Consider the following 18,625-nt stretch of genomic DNA (forward strand, 5'->3'; position numbering starts at 1 on the left):
CCGTCGCGGGGCGAGCCGGTCAGATCTCAGATGTCCCCGCGAACGTGTACCGAAGTGCTGCCGTCCTGGCAGCACTTCGTCAGCCTCTACGGGCAGCCCTGCCCCACCCCGACCCACCGAGAAAAGTTACGGGGATGGCGGGTGGAGGCGGAGGCGCTGCGCGACCTACTCGATGAGCGTGGAGGATCAGCCGACGGGGGCGGGTTCGAGAGCGAAGATGTCGGCGACGACCTGGCTGCACCAGTCGAGCAATTCCCTGTCGGTGGGCGGTTTCCCGCCGATGGTGGCGGCCATCGGGCGCGGGATCAGCAGGTGCCCGGTCTTCACCACCGTCCGCGGATGCAGCCGCTTCAACCGCAGCATCCGCGACTCCTGCAACTCATAGGGCCCGAAGCGGATGTAGTTGCCCTGGGCGACGACCTCGGTCAGCCCGACCGCCCGGGCGGCGTTGCGGAACTCGGCCACCGCGAGCAGCGCCTCGACCGGCTCCGGCGGCGCACCGTAACGATCGGTCAGCTCGGCGCGCACCTCGGCCAGATCCTCGGCGGTCCGCACCTCGGCGAGCCGCTTGTACATCTCCAGCCGCAACCGCTCCGACTCCACATAGTCCGCGGGCAGGTGCGCATCCACCGGCAGCTCGATCCGCAGCTCCGGTTCGGCCACCACGTCCTCGCCGTCGCTGCGGAACTCGGTGACCGCCTCCCCCACCAATCGGATGTAGAGGTCGAAACCGACATCGGCGATGTGCCCGGACTGCTCACCACCCAACAGATTCCCGGCGCCACGGATCTCCAGGTCACGCATCGCGATCTGCATGCCGGCGCCCAGCTCGGCGTTCGCCGCCATCGTCGCCAACCGGTCGTGGGCGGTCTCGGTGAGCGGCTTCTCCGGCGGATACAGCAGGTACGCATAACCGCGCTCCCGGCTCCGGCCGACCCGGCCGCGCAACTGGTGCAGCTGGGACAGCCCGAGCAGGTCCGCCCGCTCGATGATCAGCGTGTTCGCACTCGAGATGTCCAGTCCCGCCTCGACGATCGTGGTGCAGACCAGCACATCGGCCTTGCGGTCGGCGAAGTCGAGCATCACCTGCTCCAGCTTGTGCTCCCCCATCTGACCGTGTGCGGTGACCACCCGGGCCTCCGGCACCAGTTCGCGCAACTGGCCGGCCACCTTCTCGATCGACTGCACCCGGTTGTGGATGTAGAAGACCTGGCCCTCGCGCATCAGCTCACGGCGGATCGCCGCACCGACCTGGGCCCGGTCGTAGGGCCCGACAAAGGTGAGCACCGGATGCCGTTCCTCGGGCGGGGTGGCGATGGTGGACATCTCCCGGATGCCGGTGACCGCCATCTCCAGGGTCCGCGGGATCGGGGTCGCCGACATGGCCAGCACATCGACGTTCAACCGCAGCTTCTTCAGCGCCTCCTTGTGCTCCACCCCGAACCGCTGTTCCTCGTCGATGATCACCAGCCCGACGTCAGAGAACTCGACCTCACCGGACAGCAACCGGTGGGTGCCGACGACGACATCGACCTTGCCGGCCTTCACCGCCTCCTTCACCTCGCGGGATTCCTTCTCCGACTGGAATCGCGACAACTGCGCGACCCGGATCGGGAAGCCCGCGTACCGCTCGGCGAAGGTGTTCGCATGCTGCTGCACCAGGATCGTGGTCGGCACCAGCACCGCGACCTGCTTGCCGTCCTGGACGGCCTTGAACGCGGCCCGCACCGCGATCTCGGTCTTGCCATAACCGACGTCCCCACAGATCAGCCGGTCCATCGGCACGACCTGTTCCATGTCGTGTTTGACCTCGGAGATCGCGCCCAACTGGTCGGGGGTCTCCACATAGGCGAAGGCATCCTCGAGTTCCCGCTGCCACGGGGTGTCGGTGGCGAACGCATGCCCACGGGAGGCCTGGCGGGCGGCGTACAACTTGATCAGCTCCGCGGCGATCTCCTTGACCGCCTTCTTCGCCCGGCCCTTGCGGCGATGCCAGTCGGCGCCGCCCATCCTGTCCAGGCTGGGATTCTCGCCACCGACGTAACGCGACAACAGATGCAGCTGGTCCATCGGCACGAACAGCCGGTCCCCCGGCTGCCCGCGCTTGGAGGGGGCGTACTCGACGACCAGATATTCCCGCACCGAGTCCGAGCCCTTCGCCGCCCGCTGGATCATCTCCACATAGCGGCCCACGCCGTGCTGCTCGTGCACCACCGGATCCCCGGCGGTCAGCTCCAGCGGGTCGATCTGGTTCTTCCGGCGACTCGGCATCCGGCGCAGCGACTTGTCCGCGGGACCGCGACCGGACAGATCACCGGAGGTCCAGACCGCCAGCTTCGCCGAATCCAGCCGGAACCCGTGCGGCAGCTCGGCCAGCGCGACGGTGACCAGGTCGGCAGCCGGCGGCTTGTTCAGCACCCGGACCGCCTTGGTGCCGATCTCCTGCTCGCGCAGGATCTCCACCATCCGCTTGACCATGCCCTTGCCCTCGGCGATCAGCACCACCCGCCAGCCGTCGGCCATCGCCTGCTTGATCGCGGCCACCGCGGCCTCGGTGTCCCCGCGCCAGGACTCGGTGGCATGGGCGGCGACCGTGAAGGTCGGGATCGTCGCATTCCCTGCCCGGGTTGAATTGTCCAGCGCCGAGGAGAGGTCGATGATCTCGCCGTCCTCAGTCCGCATCGGCTCGCTCGGCCCGGCATCCGGCCCGGCGCTGTACTGGGACAGCGACCACCAGGCCTGCCCGTTGGCGAGCGCGGCATGGCGGACATCGGCCAGGGTCCGGTACGCCGAGGCGCCCAGATCGATCGGGGCGCGGCCGCCCCCGGCCGCCGCCGCCCAGGAGGCCTGCAGGAATTCCTCGCTGGTGGTGACCAGGTCGCCGGCCCGGCCGCGGACGAGTTCCGGATCGCAGACCGCGATCAGGGCGTCGGCGGGCAGCACATCGACGAGCAGTTCCATCCCGTCCACCAGGACCGGGGCGAGCGCCTCCATGCCCTCGACCGCATGGCCCTGGGCCATCGGCTCGAGCATCTCGGCCAGCTCCGGATGCTGCTCCGCGAGCGTCGCGGCCCTGGCACGCACCGTGTCGTCGAGCAGCAGCTCCCGGCAGGGGTCGGCGACGACCTCGCTCAGCACCAGGTCGGTGGAGCGCTGGTCGGCCACGGTGAAGTGCCGGATCTCCTCGACGGTGTCCCCGAAGAAGTCGATCCGCACCGGATGTTCCAACGTGGGTGGGAAAATATCGACGATGCCGCCGCGGACCGCGAACTCGCCGCGCCGCTCCACCAGGTCGACCCGGTGGTAGGCGGCGCCGACCAGCGCCGTCGCCAGGTCGCCGAGATCGAAGTCCTCACCGGCCACGATCCGGACCGGGGTGAGCTCGGCCAGCCCCTTCACCTGCGGCTGCAGCACCGCGCGGACCGGGGCGACCACCACCCGGGGCCGCGCATCCGGATCCACCAGCCGACGCAGCACCGACAACCGTCGCCCGACGGTGTCCGAGCGCGGGCTGAGCCGCTCGTGCGGCAGCGTCTCCCAGGCCGGATAGTAGGCGACCTGGTCCTCACCGAGCACCGCGCCGATGGCGGTGGTCAGGTTCTCCGCCTCGCGATAGGTGGCGGTCACCAGCAGCACCGTGCGGGTCTCCGACAGCAGCGCGGCGAGGAAGGGCCGCAGCGCGGGCGGGGCGGTGACATCGGCGGCCGAGAGGGTACGCGAGCGCGCGCCATCGCTGACCTCAGCGACGGCGGGGTCGGTGCCAACGAGCTGGACCAGTCCCGGAAGGGTCACCGGAACAGGCTACTCGCTCACCCCCAGCCGGAATTCCAGCACCGGGCAGGCCCCCTCAGCGGGCCGGCGTCGCCGGAGATCAGGCCCCATTCCGCCACAGCGAATCCAGCAGGGCGTACGCCGCATCCGGATCCGGTTCCCGGCCGGCGGCCAGCTCGGCCAACGCCCAGCGGTCGATCTCGGTGAGCACGGCCAGGCTGACGTCGATCAGCAGGCCGGTGTCCAGATCATCGCGGACCACCCCGATCCGTTGGCCGTCGGCGATCAGCGCGGTCATCCAGACCCGCGGCCCCTCCCCCGACACCCCGCGGGCCAGGCAGTGCGGCGCCAGCGCCAGCAACACCTCATCGCCGCGCAGCGCCTCGGCCAACCGGGTCACCCCGGCCCGCCACTGCTCCGCGAAGTCCGCGGCGTCGCGGCTGGGCCGCCACACCCCGAGCACCCCGAGCAGATCGCCGGCCACCTCGTGCAGCACCGCCTCGAGCAGGTCGGCGCGGGAGTCGAAGTACTGATACGCCGAGGCCTTGGAGATGCCGGCCTCGGCCAGGATCGCGTTGTAGGAGGCGGCCTCGGGCCCGTCGGTGGCGAAGTGTCGGGCGGCGACGGTGAGGATCGCGGCCCGCTTCGCCTCGGGCAGCCGGGAGAATCGCGGCAACGGCATGTACTGATGGTACACCCCAGTGGTTCAGAAGCGCTGTCGACATTCTGTAGAATGCGGATGATCCACCACGCATCCATCTCACCCATCGACCAGGCGGGCCCTTGCTGACACTCCTGATCGTCCACTTCGTAGTGGCCGCGTCCTCCCCGGCCCTGGTGCGCCTGCTGGGCCGCCGGGCGTTCTGGGTGTTGGCACTGCCGAGTGCGGTGACCGCCGGTTGGGCCCTGCTGCAGGCGGGCCGGGTACGCGAGGGTGCGCTGGAGCAGACCTTCGCCTGGGTCCCGGGTATCGACCTGACGATCCAGCTGCGGATGGACACCCTGTCCTGGCTGCTCACCCTGGTGATCTCGGTGATCGGGCTGCTGGTGCTGGCCTACTGCGCGGGTTACTTCACCGACGACGAACCGGGTCTGGACCGCTTCGGTGTCCACCTGGCCGCCTTCGCCGGTGCGATGCTCGGCCTGGTCTGGAGCGACAACCTGCTGCTGCTCTACCTCTTCTGGGAGCTCACCACGGTGCTCTCCTATCTGCTGGTCGGCCATTTCAGCGAGCAGGAGGACTCCCGCCGGGCGGCCACCATGGCCCTGGTGGTGACCACCTTCGGTGGCCTGTCGATGCTCGTCGGGCTGGTCCTGCTCGGCCTCGCCGGCGGCTCCTACCGGCTCAGCGAACTGCTCGCCAGCCCGCCCGAGCCGACCGCGGTGGTGCAGGTCGCGATCGTGCTCGTGCTGGTGGGCGCGATCAGCAAGTCCGCGCTGGTCCCCTTCCACTTCTGGCTGCCGGGCGCGATGGCCGCCCCGACGCCGGTCTCGGCGTACCTGCACGCCGCCGCGATGGTGAAGGCCGGTGTCTATCTGGTCGCCCGGCTCGCACCCGGCTACGCCACCATGCCGGTCTGGCACCCGGTGGTCTTCGGGCTCGGCGCGGCGACCATGCTGATCGGCGGCTACCGCGCGCTGCGGCAGTTCGACCTGAAGCTGCTGCTCGCCTACGGCACGGTCAGCCAGCTCGGTTTCCTGGTGCTGCTGGTCGGCGGCGGCACCAAGAATCTGGCGCTGGCCGGCATCGCGATGCTGCTCACCCACTCGATCTTCAAGGCCTGCCTGTTCCTCACCGTCGGCGCCATCGACCACGCCACCGGGACCCGGGATCTGCGGATCCTGGACAACCTGCGCCGCCGGATGCCGGTGCTCGCGGTCGCCTCCACCCTCGCCGCCGCCTCGATGGCCGGCGTACCGCCGCTGCTCGGTTTCGTCTCCAAGGAGGCCGCCTACGCCGCCCTGTTGAACGAGCCCGGCCCGTGGGCGCTGCCGCTGCTGATCGCGGTGGTGACCGGATCGGTGCTCACCTTCGGCTACAGCGCCCGCTTCGTCTGGGGCGCCTGGGGCCCGGCGCGCGCGGGTGCGACCGAGATGGCCGAACCGCATGCCAACCCGTGGGTGGTCACCGCGGTACCGGTGCTGCTCGGCGCCGCCAGCTTGGTGCTCGCACCCTTCGCCTCCGAGGCCGAGCCCTGGTTCGCCGGCTGGGTCGACCTGCTCGCGCCCACGGCCTACACCGTGCATCTGGAGCTGTGGCCCGGGCTCAACCTCGGCCTGCTGCTGTCGCTGGTGACCCTGGCACTGGGTGCCGGGCTGTTCGCGCTGCGCAGCCGGGTGGAGGCCGTGCAGAAGGCGCTGCCCCATCCGCCGGCCGCGGTGTCGGCGTACCGGCTCGTGATGCGCGGACTGGACCGGATCTCGCTCGAGGTGACCGGCCTGCTGCACCGCGGCTCGCTGCCGCTGTCGCTCTCACTGATCCTGGTGGTGCTGCTGGTCGGCCCGGGCGCGGCGATGGTCCGCGCGCTCAACGGCGCGCTGTCCGGCCCCGATCGGCCGGTGCGCTGGTTCGACACCCCGGCCCAGGTCGCGGTGGCGATCGTCATCTCGATCGCGGCGATCGCGGCGGTACGCTCCCGCCGCCGATTCCGGGCGGTCTTCCTGGTCGGGGTCACCGGTTACGGGGTGGCGCTGCTGTTCCTGTTGCAGGGCTCCCCCGACCTGGCCCTCACCCAGCTGCTGGTGGAGACCGTCTCGGTGGTCGTCTTCATCCTGGTGCTGCGCCGCTTCACCGGCCGCTTCCGCGACACCCGCGAGGAGCGCCGCGGGCGGCCGCGCCGGATCCTGCTCGGCGTCGGGGCCGGGGTGGTCGTCGCCGGCGCCAGCCTGGTCGCCGCCACCGCCCGGACCGCCACCCCGGACTCGGTCACGATGCCGCGCAGCTCGGTCGAGTTCGGCGGCGGCTACAACGTCGTCAACGTGATCCTGGTCGACATCCGTGCCTGGGACACCATGGGTGAGATCTCGGTGGTGCTGGTCGCCGCGACCGGTATCGCCTCGCTGATCTTCCAGCAGAGCGATCGGATGCGGGAGCTGCGCCAGCGGCTGCGCCGCAGCCGCACCCGGCGCAAGGAGCGGCGCGGCATGACCACCGGTGACCTCGGCTGGCTCTCCGCGATCCGGGCCACCCCCGCCGAGCACCGCTCACTGCTGCTCGAGGTGGTCACCCGGCTGATCTTCCACACCGTGATGGTCTGGTCGGCGTTCCTGTTGTTCACCGGCCACAACGATCCCGGCGGTGGTTTCGCGGCCGGTCTGGTCGCCGGCCTGGCGCTGACCATCCGCTATCTGGCCGGTGGCGCCCAGGAGCTGCGCGCCGCGCTGCCGGTGATGCCCGGCACCCTGCTCGGTATCGGCCTGTTCCTCTCGGCCGGTTTCGGGTTGATCTCGATGCTGGTCGGCGGTGATGTGCTGCAGTCCTGGACGTTCATCTTCGAGGTGCCGCTGATCGGTGAGGTCAAACTCGTCACCTCGATGTTCTTCGACATCGGCGTCTATCTGGTGGTGATCGGACTGATGCTGGACATCCTGCGCTCGCTGGGGTCCGGGCTGGACTCCGAGATCGCCCCGACCCACGCCGGACAGGTGGTCAGCGATCCGCTGGCCGGAGAGCGGGGCGGTCGATGATCGCGAACCTCACCCTCTGCATCCTGATCGGCGTACTCGTCGCCTGCGGTGTCACCCTGCTGCTCTCCCGCTCGCTGGTCCGCTCGCTGCTCGGCGTCCTGCTCGTCTCCAACGGCGTCAACCTGGTCTTCATGGTCGCCTCCGGGGCACCCGGCCGGCCGCCGATCGTGTCCAGCAGCAACCTCGATCCACCGATCGGGCCCGGTGGGATCAGCGACCCGCTGCCGCAGGCGATGGTGCTGACCGCGATCGTGATCACCCTCGCGGTGACGGCCTACTTCCTGGCGCTGGCGCACCGCTCCTGGCAGCTGCGCAACACCGATGAGGTGGCCGACGACGACGAGGGTGTCCGCACCCACGACCGGGCCGTCGCCAATGACATGTCCGACTCCGACTTCACCGACAGCTCCGATCCGGACACCGAGGAGGTCGAGAAGTGAACTTCACCCTCGAGTTCCTGGTGCCGCTGGTCGTGGTGCTGCCGCTCTGCGGTGCCGGTGCGACCGTGGTCGCCGGCGCCCACAAGCACCTGCAGCGGTGGATCTCCGGCACCGTGCTGGCCTCGGTGGTCGGGGTCTCCGCGGCGCTGCTCTGGGCGGCCGATCAGCGGCGTACGCTGGTGGTGCGGGTCGGCGGTTGGCCGCTGGATGAGGGCATCACCCTGGTGGTGGACCGGCTGTCCGGGCTGATGCTGCTGATCTCCACCGTCGTCACCTTCGCGGTGATGCTCTATTCCTCCGGCCAGGGCCGGCGCTCCGACGACGAGTTCGACGGCGGCGCCCCACTGCCGATCTTCCACCCCACCCTGCTGGTGCTGTCCGCCGGCGTCTCCACCACCTTCATCTCCGGTGACCTGTTCCACCTCTATGTGGGCTTCGAGATGCTGCTGTTCGCGAGCTTCGTGCTGCTCACCCTGGGCGCCACCGAGGAACGGGTCCGGGCCGGCATCAACTACGTGATCGTGAACCTGCTCTCCTCGCTGGTCTTCCTGACCTCGATCGGGCTCGTCTACGGCGCCACCGGCACGGTCAACCTGGCGCGGGTGGCGAGCCGGTTGGACACCCTCTCGCCGCAGACGACGCTGTTGCTGGAATCGCTGCTGCTGCTCGGTTTCTGCATCAAGGCGGCGGTCTTCCCGATGTCCGGCTGGCTGCCGGATTCCTATCCGACCGCCCCGGCACCGGTGACCGCGGTGTTCGCCGGCCTGCTCACCAAGGTCGGTGTCTATGCGATCATCCGCACCCGGACCCTGCTCTTCCCCGACGACCGACTGAACTCGCTGCTGATGTGGGCGGCGCTGCTGACCATGCTGGTCGGCATCCTGGGCGCGGTCGCCCAGGACGACATCAAACGGATGCTGTCCTTCACCCTGGTCTCGCACATCGGCTACATGCTCTTCGGTGTCGCCCTGGGGTCGGTGATCGGCCTCGGCGCCGCGATCTACTACGTCGCCCACCACATCACCATCCAGACGACCCTGTTCCTGGTGGTCGGGTTGATCGAGATGAAACGTGGCACCACCTCGCTGCAGAAACTCGGCGGCCTGCTGGTCACCGCCCCGGTGGTCGCGGTGCTGTTCTTCGTGCCCGCGATGAATCTGGCCGGCATCCCGCCGCTGTCGGGATTCATCGGCAAGGTCGGTCTGCTGCAGGCCGGCGCCGAACAGGGCGGCTGGTTGGCGTACCTGCTGATGGCCGGGTCGGTGCTGACCAGCCTGCTCACCCTGTACGCCGTCTCCCGCGTCTGGTCGCGGGCGTTCTGGCGGGCCCCGGTACCGGCGGTGGCCGGTGGCGCCCGGCGCCTCACCCCGGGTGTCATCGTGCCCACCCTGGCGCTGGTGCTGTTCGGTCTCGGGCTGACCGTCTTCGGCGGTCCGCTCTACGGGGTCGCCGACCGGGCCGCGCAGGAACTGCTGGCGCGTACGCCGTATCTGACCGCCGTCCTCGGGACGGGGGGCCAGTGATGAAGGTCCTGCGCAAGATCCGGCTCGGCTCACTGCTCGGGCTGACCGCGGTCTGGATGCTGCTCTGGGGGCGGCCCAGCTGGGGCACCTTCTTCCTCGGGTTGTTCGTTGCCGCGACCGTGCTGGCGGTCTTCCCGATGCCGCGCGCGGCGAGCCGGATCAGGATCCGGCCGCTGGCGCTGCTGTGGCTGGTCGGCAACTTCCTGCGCGAGCTGACCATCGCCAGCGTGCACGTCGCCTGGCTGGCCGTCCGCCCGGCGCCGCTGCGGCCGGGCCGGATCGCGGTGGTGCATCTGCACGATGACGACGACTTCCGGCGCACCGTCGTCGCCGAGCTCACCTCGCTGGTACCCGGCTCGGTGGTGATGGATCTGGATCCGGTACGCAGCGAGCTGCTGGTGCACTTCATCGACCACACCGACGATGAGCGACTGGCTCGCGAGGTGGCGCACATCCACCGCCGCGAGCGCGAGGTCGCCCGCGCGTTCGGCGCGCCCGCTCCCGAGGGCTGCGGCGGTGCCCACGACACCTGGACCCGGGAGGTGCAGTGATGATCGAGTTCGTCGACCAGGCGCAGGTGATCGTCGGTTGGATCGTCGGGGTGCTGCTGTTCACCTCCGCGGTGCTGACGGTGATCCGGATCATCCGGGGGCCGTCGGTGCTGAACCGGACCCTGGCCACCGACGTGCTGGTGACCACCCTGATCTGCGCGGTGGCAGCCGAGGCGACCCTGGCCCGGCACGAGACCACGCTGCCGATCATCGTCACGCTGGCGCTGGTCGCCTTCGTCGGGTCGGTGTCGGTCGCCCGGTTCGTGGCCCGCGACACCGACCGCAGCGAGGACCCGGGTGGCCGGTCGACCGGTGACCGCAGCGAGGAAGGGAGCACCGAGCGATGAGTCCCACCGTGGCAGCGATCGTCGACCTGCTGGCGCTGCTCTGCCTGCTCGCCGGCGCCCTGCTCTGCCTGCTCGCCGCGATCGGCCTGCTGCGCTTCCCCGATCTGCTGTCCCGGATGCATGCGGCGACCAAGCCGCAGGTGCTCGGGGTGCTGCTGGTGCTCTTCGGTGTCGCGCTCGGGCTGCGCTCGGTACCGGCGCTGGGGATGATCGCGCTGGCCGGGGTGTTCCAGCTGATCACCGCCCCGGTGGCCTCCCAGATGATGAGCCGGGCCGCCGCCCGTACCGATCAGATCGACATGCAGACCGGCGAGGACATCAAGGACTGAACCGCCGCTCGCGATCCATCGATCCCTGGGTGCATCCATCGCGCGCTGCAGTACGCGATGGATGGACCGTGGATTCGATGGATCGCGGGAGCAGGAGTCAGCTCGCCAGGAAGGCCGGTACGCGGTCCTTGGGGCGGCCGATGATCGCCCGCTTCCCCTTCACCAGCACGGGCCGCTGCATCAGCTTCGGGTGGGCGGTGAGCACCTCGACGACCTGATCCTCGGTGGCCACATCGGCGTCGGTCAGACCCAGCTCCTTGAAGTGCCCGTCCCGGCGTACCAGGTCGGTCGCCGGATCCTCCAGCTTGCCGAGCAGCTCGCGCAGGGCCGCCTCATCGAGCGGATTCTTCAGGTACTGCACGATCTCCACCTCGGTGCCGGCGTCGACGACCGCCTCCTTGGCGGCGCAGGAGGTGGAGCAGTTCTGGTTGTGATAGAGCGTCACATCGGCCATGCCGGCCAGCTTAGGGCGTTGCCCTCGACACGCACCCATTGCACCGCTTCGCTGCGCATGGGTGCTACTCGGGCAGCGTGAGGTCAGCGCGCGTCAACCGTTGTAGCGGTTCTGCGCGGCGGCGAGCCCGTCGTTGATCAGCGACTCCACGGCATCGGCGGCGCGGTCGATGTCGACCGCCAGGTCGGCCCGTTGTGCGGCCGGGAAGTCGGAGAGCACGAAGTCGGCCGGGGCCTGCCGACCGGGCGGGCGGCCGATGCCGAAGCGGACCCGGTGGAAGTCCCCGGTACCGAGGCTTTTGCGGATCGACTTCAGCCCGTTGTGGCCGTTGTCGCCACCACCGAGTTTCAGTCGGAGTACGCCGGGCTCGAGATCGAGCTCGTCGTGGATCGCGATCACCCGTTCGGGCGGCACCTTGTGGTACGCCGCGAGCTGGGCGACCGGTCCCCCGGTCTCGTTCATGTAGGTCCGGGACTTCATCAGCACCATCGGCTCGGCATCGGCACCGACCGCCCCGGTCCCGAGCGGTCCGATCCGGGTCTGCAGCACCTCGGCCCGCATCCCGCGCGGCGCGGCGAACCGGCCCCCGGCCCGGCGGGCCAGTTCCTCGACCACCAGATAGCCGATGTTGTGCCGGTGTCGCTGGTAGGTCGGGCCCGGATTCCCGAGCCCGACCACCAGCCAGCTGCCGCTGGGCATACCTCGATCGCTGCCCATCGGCGGCATGAAACCCTTACTCCTCGGACTTGTCCTCGTCGGACTCGCCGTCGCCGTCTTCGCCCTCGGCCTCCGCGGCGGCCTTCTCCTCGTCGGTCTCCTCGCGCTCGATACCGGCCTCGGCCTCGGCCTCGGCCAGCTCGGCCTCCAGCGCCTCGGCGGACTGCTGCTGGGTGACGTTGACGATCAGGGTCTCCTCGTCACCGGCGAAGGTGGCGCCCTCGGGCAGCACCAGGTCCTTGGCCAGCACCTGCGAACCGGCCTCCAGGCCCTCGACGGAGACCTCGATGCTCTCGGGGATGTTGGTGGCCGGGGCCTCGATGGACACGGTCTGGGCGTCCAGCACGACGACGGTCTCCGGGCCGGCCTCACCGGTCACGTTGACCCAGACGTCGACGGTGACCTTCTCGCCACGGCGGACGATCACGAAGTCGACGTGCTCGATGAAGCCCTTGATCGGGTCACGCTGCACCTGCTTGGCCAGCGCCAGGTGCTCCTTGCCGTCGATGTTGATCGACAGCACCGCGTTGTTGACGCGAAGCGCCAGCAGGGTCTCGTGGCCGGGCAGCGAGACGTGCAGCGGGTCCATGCCGTGGCCGTAGAGCACGGCGGGCACCTTGTCGGCGCGGCGGATCCGGCGGGCAGCGCCCTTGCCGAACTCGGTACGCAGTTCGCCGCTGAGCTTGGTCTGGGAAGACGGGGACACGATTTTCTCCTCAAGTCGAGACACAGAACGGACGAGGAGGTTTCCAGTCGATCACGGACCAGCGGTCCCTCGCCAAGACGGTTGTGAATCCTAGTCGCTCGCCCCCGTGGCCAGCAAACGCGCGGGCCCGCAGGGAATATCCCGAAGTGGTTGAGAGTTCAATGACCCATGAGCAACAGCGACACGCACACCATCGGGGTCATCATCGGCAGCACCCGACCCGTCCGCATCGGCCCGCAGCTGGCCGAGCAGGTGGCGAACCGGATCAGCGCACTCGACCCGCGGGCCGAGGTCGAGATCATCGACCTGCGCGAGGTGGATCTGCCCTTCCTCGACGAACCGAAGATGCCGGCCCTCGGCGACTACCAGCACGATCACACCAGGCGCTGGGCGCAGCAGGTCGACCGTCTCGACGGTGTCGTGCTGCTCACCCCGCAGTACAACGGCGGCATCCCCGCTCCGCTGAAGAACGCGATCGACACGATCTACGCCGAATGGAACGGCCTGCCGACCCTGGTGGTCAGCTACGGCGGCCGCGGTGGCCAGATGGCCGCCGACGCACTGAAGAATGTCTTCCTGGTCACCCAGGCGGACGCGGTCGCCGCCAATGTCGCGCTGACCATCCCCCGCGACGGTTACGGCCCCGACGGTCAACTGCTCGACCCGGCGGGCGTCGTCGGCTCGCACGGCGCCGACCTGGACCGCGGCCTCGGCGAACTGCTGACCAAGGTCGAGGGTCGCGAGCCCGCCACCGCCGACGCCTGAGATTCGCGTACGCCTGGATCGCGCCCGAATCTCGCGTACGCCGACCTCAGCCGGGTGGGCGGACGCAGAAGGTGCGCGGCGGCTCGGGGTAGACCATCTCCCGGGCCGGCTCGGGACACTGCGCATCGGCCCGGTCGGTGACCGAGTCCACCCGGAACGAGGCGGCCTGCCCGCAGGGCACCGCCTGGTATCCCAGCGTGCTGTCGTCGTCGGCGTAACAGGTGTCGGGCCGGTAGTTCGGCACCAGGCAGGTGGTCCACTGCCGCTGCTCGGTCGGATTGGCCCGCGAGGTCTGGCCGACCTGGTAGTACTCCACGTAGTCGGTCGTCGGGCAGGACTGCTCCCCCGGCCCGACGGTCGCCACCGTGTAGGTCATCGGGGTCGGCCCGGCATCGCAGGCGACCTCCTCGTGGCCGACGGTCAGCGAGCCGTCGCGGGCCGGTTCGGAGTTGCCGACCGCCACCAGCCGGATGCAGTCACCGGCCGAGAGCGCACGGAACTGGTTGTCCGGCAGCGGCAGCCGACCGGCGAACAGCCCCCAGGCGGTCAGCCCGATCAGCGCCACGACCAGCAACCCGATCCCCAACCGGGTGCGGGTGCGGATCCGGGGCGATGCGGCGGCAGCGGGCACGGTTCAGCTCTGGCCGCCGAACAGCGAGGTCACCGAACCGTCGGTGAACACCTCGTGGATGGCCTGGGCGATCAGCGGGCCGATGGAGAGCACGGTCAGCTTGTCGACCTTGACGTCGTCGGCGATCGGCAGGGTGTTGGTGACCACCACCTCGGTGAACGCCGAGTCGTTGAGCCGCTGGGCGGCTGGCCCGGACAGGATCGGGTGGGTCGCGGCGGCGATCACCTGCCGGGCGCCGCGCGCCTTCAGGGCGTCGGCGGCCTGGCAGATGGTGCCGGCGGTGTCGATCATGTCGTCGACCAGCAGGCACACCTTGCCCTCGACGTCACCGACGACCTCGTGCACCGCGACCTGGTTGGCGACATCGGGGTCGCGGCGCTTGTGGATGATCGCCAGCGGGCAGTTCAGCTTGTCGGTCCACAGATCGGCCAAGCGGACCCGGCCGGCGTCCGGCGAGACGACGACGAGGTCCTCCTTGCCGTATTTGCTCTCGATGTAGTCCGAGAGCACCGGCAGCGCCCACAGGTGGTCCACCGGGCCGTCGAAGAAGCCCTGGATCTGCGCGGCGTGCAGGTCCACCGACATGATCCGGTCCGCGCCGGCGGTCTTGTAGAGGTCGGCGATCAGCCGGGCCGAGATCGGTTCGCGACCGAGGTGCTTCTTGTCCTGGCGGGCGTAGGGATAGAACGGCGAGACGACGGTGATCCGGTCGGCGGAGGCGCGTTTCAGCGCATCCACCATGATCAGCTGCTCCATCAGCCACTCGTTCACCGGGGCCGGGTGGGCCTGGATGACGAACGCGTCGCAGCCGCGCACCGACTCCTCGAACCGCACATAGATCTCGGAGTTGGCGTAGGTCACCGAGCGGGTCGGGGTGAGCTCGACGTCGAGCAGCTCGGCGACCTCTTCGGCCAGCGCCGGGTTGGCCCGGCCGCTGAACAGCATCAGGTGCTTCTCGCGGTTCTCCTTGATCCCACTCACCGGTCCTGGCCCTTCTGCTGGTCGGCGACCTTCTCGTTCACCCGGTACGCCGCAGCGGCCTCGACGGCGGCGGCGAACTTGCTGTCCGGCTTGCGGCGGCGTACCCAGTCCGCGGAATCATGCTGCCGACCGCGCGCCACCGCAAGGTCCCCGGGCGGGACGTTCTCGGTGACCGCGGATCCGGCGGCCACGAATGCACCGTCGCCGATGTCGACCGGCGCCACCAGCACCGAGTTCGAACCGATGAAGGCCTGCCGGCCGACGTGGGTGTGCCACTTCTGCTCGCCGTCATAGTTGGCGAAGATGGTGCCGGCACCGATGTTCGCGCCGGCATCGATGACCGCGTCGCCGGCGTAGCACAGGTGCGGCACCTTGGCGCCGTCGCCGACGGTGGTGTTCTTGGTCTCCACGAAGGTGCCGACCTTGCCACCCATCCCGATCCGGGTGCCCGGGCGCAGATAGGCGAACGGTCCGACGCTGGCCTGCTCACCGATCACCGCGAGCTCGCCGTGGCAGCGCACCACGCTGGCTCCGGGGCCCACCTCGACATCGCGCAGCGTGGTGTCGGGGCCGATGGTCGCACCCTCGCCGACCAGGGTCGCGCCCTCCAGCGATGTGCCGGGCAGCAGGGTGACGTCGCGGGCCAGGTCGACATCGGGCTGGATCCAGGTGCTGGCCGGATCGATGATCGTCACGCCCTCGCGCATCCAGCGTTCGCAGATCCGGCGGTTCAGCTCGGCGTTCATCGCGGCGAGCTGGACCCGGTCGTTGACGCCCTCGGTCTGCCACAGGTCGTCGATGGTCAGGGTGCCGATCCGCTGGCCGTCGCCGCGGGCGATGCCGAGCACGTCGGTGACGTAGAGCTCGCCCTGGGCATTCGACGGGTTCAGCCGGGAGAGGCCGTCGCGGAGCACCCGGGCGTCGAAGACGTAGATGCCGGAGTTGATCTCGGTGATCGCGAGTTCCTCGGCGTTCGCGTCGCGGGCCTCGACGATCCGCTCGAAACCGCCGGTGGCGTCGCGGACGATTCGGCCGTAGTTGCCGGCATCGGCGAGCTGCCCGGTGAGCACGCTGGCCCCGGCCCCGGCGGCGCGGTGCGCGAGGACGAGTTCCTGCAGCGTCTCCCCGCTGAGCAGCGGCACGTCGCCGTAGGTGACGACCACATCGCCGGTCAGCGACTCCAGGCCCGGCGCACCCAGCCCGCAGGACACCGCATGCCCGGTGCCGCGCTGTTCGTCCTGCACCGCGGTGACCGCCTCGGGGGCGATCTCGGCGAGATGCTCGATCACCTGCTCGCGCTGGTGCCCGACGACCACGACCAGGTGCTCGGGCTGCAAGGCCTCCGCCGCGGACACGGCGTAGGACAGCATCGAGCGGCCGCCGATCTCGTGCAGCAGCTTCGACCTGGTCGACTTCATCCGGGTGCCGGCACCGGCGGCCAGCACGATCACGGCGGCGACCGGCTGGGGCTGTTCCAGCTGGGACGGGTCTGACAAGAGGGCTCCCCTCACATCTGGCGGGCGTTCTCGCTCCCCGGGCAGGAGTCGAACCTGCGTCGCTCAATCCTGATTCAAAGTCAGGCGGGCCCTGCCGACAGACCAACCGGGGATCAACCGCTTACGGCCGCACCAGACTAGCGTGCCGTCGGCAGATCTTCAGTCAGCCCTTTCTGCGAGGATGGCCGGGTGGCAGCAGAACGCGAGACGACCCGCCGCCGGGTCCGGATGACCGGTCAGGAACGCCGGGAGCAACTGATCAGCATCGCGCGTCCGCTGTTCGCCGACCGCGGTTTCGAGGGCACCTCGGTCGAGGAGATCGCCGCCCGCGCACAGGTCTCCAAGCCGGTCGTCTACGAACACTTCGGCGGCAAGGAGGGCCTCTACGCGGTCGTCGTCGACCGCGAGGTGCGCACCCTGCTCGAGTCGATCCGCTCCTCCCTGAAGCACCCCGGCAGCCAGCGGGATCTGATCGAGTACGCCACCGTGGCGCTGCTCGACTACGTGGAGAACCACACCGACGGTTTCCGGATCCTGGTCCGCGACTCCAATGTCGGCCAGACCTCGGGCTCCTTCGCCAGCATCCTCTCCGATGTCGCCTCCCAGGTCACCGATCTGCTGGTCCGCGAGTTCAAGACCCGCAAGCTGGACGCGAAGGCCGCCCCGATCTATGCCCAGATGCTGGTCGGGATGGTCGGTCTGACCGGCCAGTGGTGGTTGGACAACCGCAAGCAGTCCAAGCAGGCGGTGGCCGCACATCTGGTGAACCTGGCCTGGAACGGACTGCGGCACCTGGAGCCGAAACCGGGCCTGCGCGCCAAGCACGACAAGTGACCAACGGTAGATCTGACCGATCGGTTGACACCGCCAGTCGGTGACCGGCAGACTCGTTCGCATCGTCTGAATCGTTACAGCACATCTCTTTCGACCGCCGGGAGCGCCGCCGTGTCCACCCTGACCGCCAACCGTCTCGCGGGCCGCGCCGCCCTCGGTTCGGTGATCCTGCTGTTCCTGGTCAACGGCCTGGTGATCGGCGGGTACGCCGCAGCCCTCCCGACGCTGCGCGACCGGCACCAGATGACCGGTTGGCAGTTCCCGGGCGTGCTGTTCGCCGCCGGCGTGTTCGGCATCATCTCGATGCAGATCGGTGGCCGGCTGGCCGACCGGATCGGCGCCCGCGCGGTGGCACTCGGGTCGCTGCCGCTGCTCGGGGCCGGCATCCTGATCCTCTGCCTGAGCCCGGCGTACCCGGTCGCGATCATCGGTGCGGCGGTCCTCGGCCTCGGCAACGGCGCCCTCGACGTGGCGATGAACGCCTACGGCGTGCAGGTCGAGCAGGCCCGGCACCGGCCGGTGATGAGCCGGCTGCACGCGATGTGGTCGCTGGGCAACTTCGCCGGCGCCGGGCTGGTGCTGCTGCTGGCGCTGATCCCCGGACTGGCCGGTGCCGGCATCCTCCCCTGGCTCGGCCTGATCGCCGCGGTGTCCTCGTTGGTCGCGCTGGTCCTGCTGCTCCGCCTCGCCCCGCCGGCCGCACCGCTGTCCCACCACGACGAGCAGACCGGCGGCCGCACCAGGATCCCGGCGGCCGCCTGGCTGCTCGGCCTGATGGCGATCGCCTTCGGCCTCGGCGAGGGCACCGCCTTCGACTGGTCCTCGGTGCACGTCACCGATGTGGCGCAGGTGTCCCCGACGACCGGGGCCCTCGGCCTGACCACGGTGGCGGGCGCGATGTTCCTGATCCGGCTGACCGGCGACGCCCTGGTGGCCCGCTTCGGCCGCCGTACCGTCGTCCGCTTCGGCGGCGTCTGCGCCGCCCTCGGCTATCTGCTGGTGGCCACCTTGACCCCGCTGCCGGTGCTGGTCCTCGGCTGGGCGCTGGTCGGGCTGGGGATGGGCATGATCGCCCCGCAGGTGTACGCCGTCGCCGGGCACATGGGTGGTGGCCGGGTGCTGGCGATGGTGGTCACCTTCGGGTACGCGACCTTCCTCGCCGGCCCCGGTGTGATGGGCGGCCTGGTCCAGCTGCTGGGGATCCAGCACGCGATGTTCGTTCCCGCGGCACTGCTCACCGGCCTGCTGTTCCTGGCCGTGGTGATGCCGAAGGAGGACCGCGACCTGAACCGGTGAGCGGCGGGTGACCAACCGGTTGCCACGAAGTCTGTCCAGTCATTCGTCATACTCTTGACCGCCGCAATTCACCGGGGGCACAGTTACCCCACACGAC

The 18,625-nt window shown here is 69.8% G+C and carries 17 protein-coding genes and 1 tRNA gene; 9 read left to right on the forward strand and 9 right to left on the reverse strand.

Features of this window, described 5'->3' with window-relative positions:
* Positions 1–186: 186 nt before the first annotated feature.
* Both mfd and C8D81_RS18800 read right to left on the reverse strand, forming a co-directional pair.
* A complete protein-coding gene (gene mfd / locus C8D81_RS18795; RefSeq protein WP_133626596.1) occupies positions 187–3,792 on the reverse strand; it encodes a transcription-repair coupling factor in 3,606 nt (1,201 codons plus the stop codon).
* A 79-nt stretch (positions 3,793–3,871) separates the two neighbouring features.
* Complete coding sequence (locus C8D81_RS18800; RefSeq protein ID WP_133626597.1) at positions 3,872–4,453, reverse strand: TetR/AcrR family transcriptional regulator; 582 nt, start codon at positions 4,451–4,453, stop codon at positions 3,872–3,874.
* A 101-nt stretch (positions 4,454–4,554) separates the two neighbouring features.
* Between C8D81_RS18800 and C8D81_RS18805 the strand changes: the two genes are divergently transcribed.
* The 6 genes from C8D81_RS18805 to mnhG are packed head-to-tail and all read left to right on the forward strand — an operon-like array spanning position 4,555 to position 10,648.
* The gene (locus C8D81_RS18805) at positions 4,555–7,458 is read left to right on the forward strand and encodes a Na+/H+ antiporter subunit A (protein ID WP_133626598.1); all 2,904 of its coding nucleotides are present in this window, start codon (positions 4,555–4,557) and stop codon (positions 7,456–7,458) included.
* The gene (locus tag C8D81_RS18810) at positions 7,455–7,898 is read left to right on the forward strand and encodes a Na(+)/H(+) antiporter subunit C (protein ID WP_094355995.1); all 444 of its coding nucleotides are present in this window, start codon (positions 7,455–7,457) and stop codon (positions 7,896–7,898) included. The genes C8D81_RS18805 and C8D81_RS18810 overlap by 4 nt, the downstream gene beginning before the upstream one ends.
* Positions 7,895–9,421 carry a Na+/H+ antiporter subunit D gene (locus C8D81_RS18815; RefSeq protein ID WP_094355994.1) on the forward strand — a complete coding sequence of 509 codons (1,527 nt, stop codon included), beginning with the start codon at positions 7,895–7,897 and terminating at the stop codon, positions 9,419–9,421. Before C8D81_RS18810 ends, C8D81_RS18815 begins: the two co-directional genes overlap by 4 nt.
* Positions 9,421–9,972, forward strand: coding sequence for a Na+/H+ antiporter subunit E (locus C8D81_RS18820; RefSeq protein WP_133626599.1), 552 nt, complete (start codon positions 9,421–9,423; stop codon positions 9,970–9,972). The genes C8D81_RS18815 and C8D81_RS18820 overlap by 1 nt, the downstream gene beginning before the upstream one ends.
* Positions 9,972–10,319, forward strand: coding sequence for a monovalent cation/H+ antiporter complex subunit F (locus C8D81_RS18825; protein WP_094355992.1), 348 nt, complete (start codon positions 9,972–9,974; stop codon positions 10,317–10,319). The genes C8D81_RS18820 and C8D81_RS18825 overlap by 1 nt, the downstream gene beginning before the upstream one ends.
* On the forward strand, positions 10,316–10,648 hold the full coding sequence (gene mnhG / locus C8D81_RS18830) for a monovalent cation/H(+) antiporter subunit G (protein WP_094355991.1): 333 nt from the start codon (positions 10,316–10,318) through the stop codon (positions 10,646–10,648). Before C8D81_RS18825 ends, mnhG begins: the two co-directional genes overlap by 4 nt.
* Positions 10,649–10,745: 97 nt before the next feature.
* Here mnhG and C8D81_RS18835 read toward each other — a convergent pair whose 3' ends face one another.
* From C8D81_RS18835 to C8D81_RS18845, 3 genes are all read right to left on the reverse strand, one after another.
* Entirely contained in the window at positions 10,746–11,102 is a 357-nt protein-coding gene (locus C8D81_RS18835) for an ArsC/Spx/MgsR family protein (protein WP_133626600.1), read from the reverse strand.
* A gap of 93 nt (positions 11,103–11,195) precedes the next feature.
* Positions 11,196–11,819, reverse strand: a complete 624-nt coding sequence (pth, locus tag C8D81_RS18840; protein WP_133626601.1) for an aminoacyl-tRNA hydrolase — start codon at positions 11,817–11,819, stop codon at positions 11,196–11,198.
* 16 nt (positions 11,820–11,835) lie between these two features.
* Positions 11,836–12,525 carry a 50S ribosomal protein L25/general stress protein Ctc gene (locus tag C8D81_RS18845; RefSeq protein WP_094355989.1) on the reverse strand — a complete coding sequence of 230 codons (690 nt, stop codon included), beginning with the start codon at positions 12,523–12,525 and terminating at the stop codon, positions 11,836–11,838.
* 168 nt (positions 12,526–12,693) lie between these two features.
* Between C8D81_RS18845 and C8D81_RS18850 the strand changes: the two genes are divergently transcribed.
* Positions 12,694–13,290, forward strand: a complete 597-nt coding sequence (locus C8D81_RS18850; protein ID WP_133626602.1) for an NADPH-dependent FMN reductase — start codon at positions 12,694–12,696, stop codon at positions 13,288–13,290.
* 46 nt (positions 13,291–13,336) lie between these two features.
* Here C8D81_RS18850 and C8D81_RS18855 read toward each other — a convergent pair whose 3' ends face one another.
* The 4 genes from C8D81_RS18855 to C8D81_RS18870 form a co-directional block, all read right to left on the reverse strand.
* A complete protein-coding gene (locus tag C8D81_RS18855; RefSeq protein WP_094355987.1) occupies positions 13,337–13,921 on the reverse strand; it encodes a hypothetical protein in 585 nt (194 codons plus the stop codon).
* Between the two features lie 3 nt (positions 13,922–13,924).
* Positions 13,925–14,902: a ribose-phosphate diphosphokinase gene (locus C8D81_RS18860; protein WP_094355986.1), complete on the reverse strand. Its 978-nt coding sequence runs from the start codon at positions 14,900–14,902 to the stop codon at positions 13,925–13,927.
* Positions 14,899–16,398, reverse strand: coding sequence for a bifunctional UDP-N-acetylglucosamine diphosphorylase/glucosamine-1-phosphate N-acetyltransferase GlmU (glmU, locus tag C8D81_RS18865; protein ID WP_267873220.1), 1,500 nt, complete (start codon positions 16,396–16,398; stop codon positions 14,899–14,901). The genes C8D81_RS18860 and glmU overlap by 4 nt, the downstream gene beginning before the upstream one ends.
* A 33-nt stretch (positions 16,399–16,431) precedes the next feature.
* A tRNA-Gln gene (locus tag C8D81_RS18870) sits at positions 16,432–16,511 on the reverse strand.
* 115 nt (positions 16,512–16,626) lie between these two features.
* Between C8D81_RS18870 and C8D81_RS18875 the strand changes: the two genes are divergently transcribed.
* Positions 16,627–17,232: a TetR/AcrR family transcriptional regulator gene (locus C8D81_RS18875; protein WP_094356110.1), complete on the forward strand. Its 606-nt coding sequence runs from the start codon at positions 16,627–16,629 to the stop codon at positions 17,230–17,232.
* Positions 17,233–17,343: 111 nt separating this feature from the next.
* Positions 17,344–18,528 carry an MFS transporter gene (locus tag C8D81_RS18880; protein ID WP_133626603.1) on the forward strand — a complete coding sequence of 395 codons (1,185 nt, stop codon included), beginning with the start codon at positions 17,344–17,346 and terminating at the stop codon, positions 18,526–18,528.
* Positions 18,529–18,625: the final 97 nt, after the last annotated feature.

The organism is Enemella evansiae (assembly GCF_004362375.1).
Classification (GTDB): domain Bacteria; phylum Actinomycetota; class Actinomycetes; order Propionibacteriales; family Propionibacteriaceae; genus Enemella; species Enemella evansiae.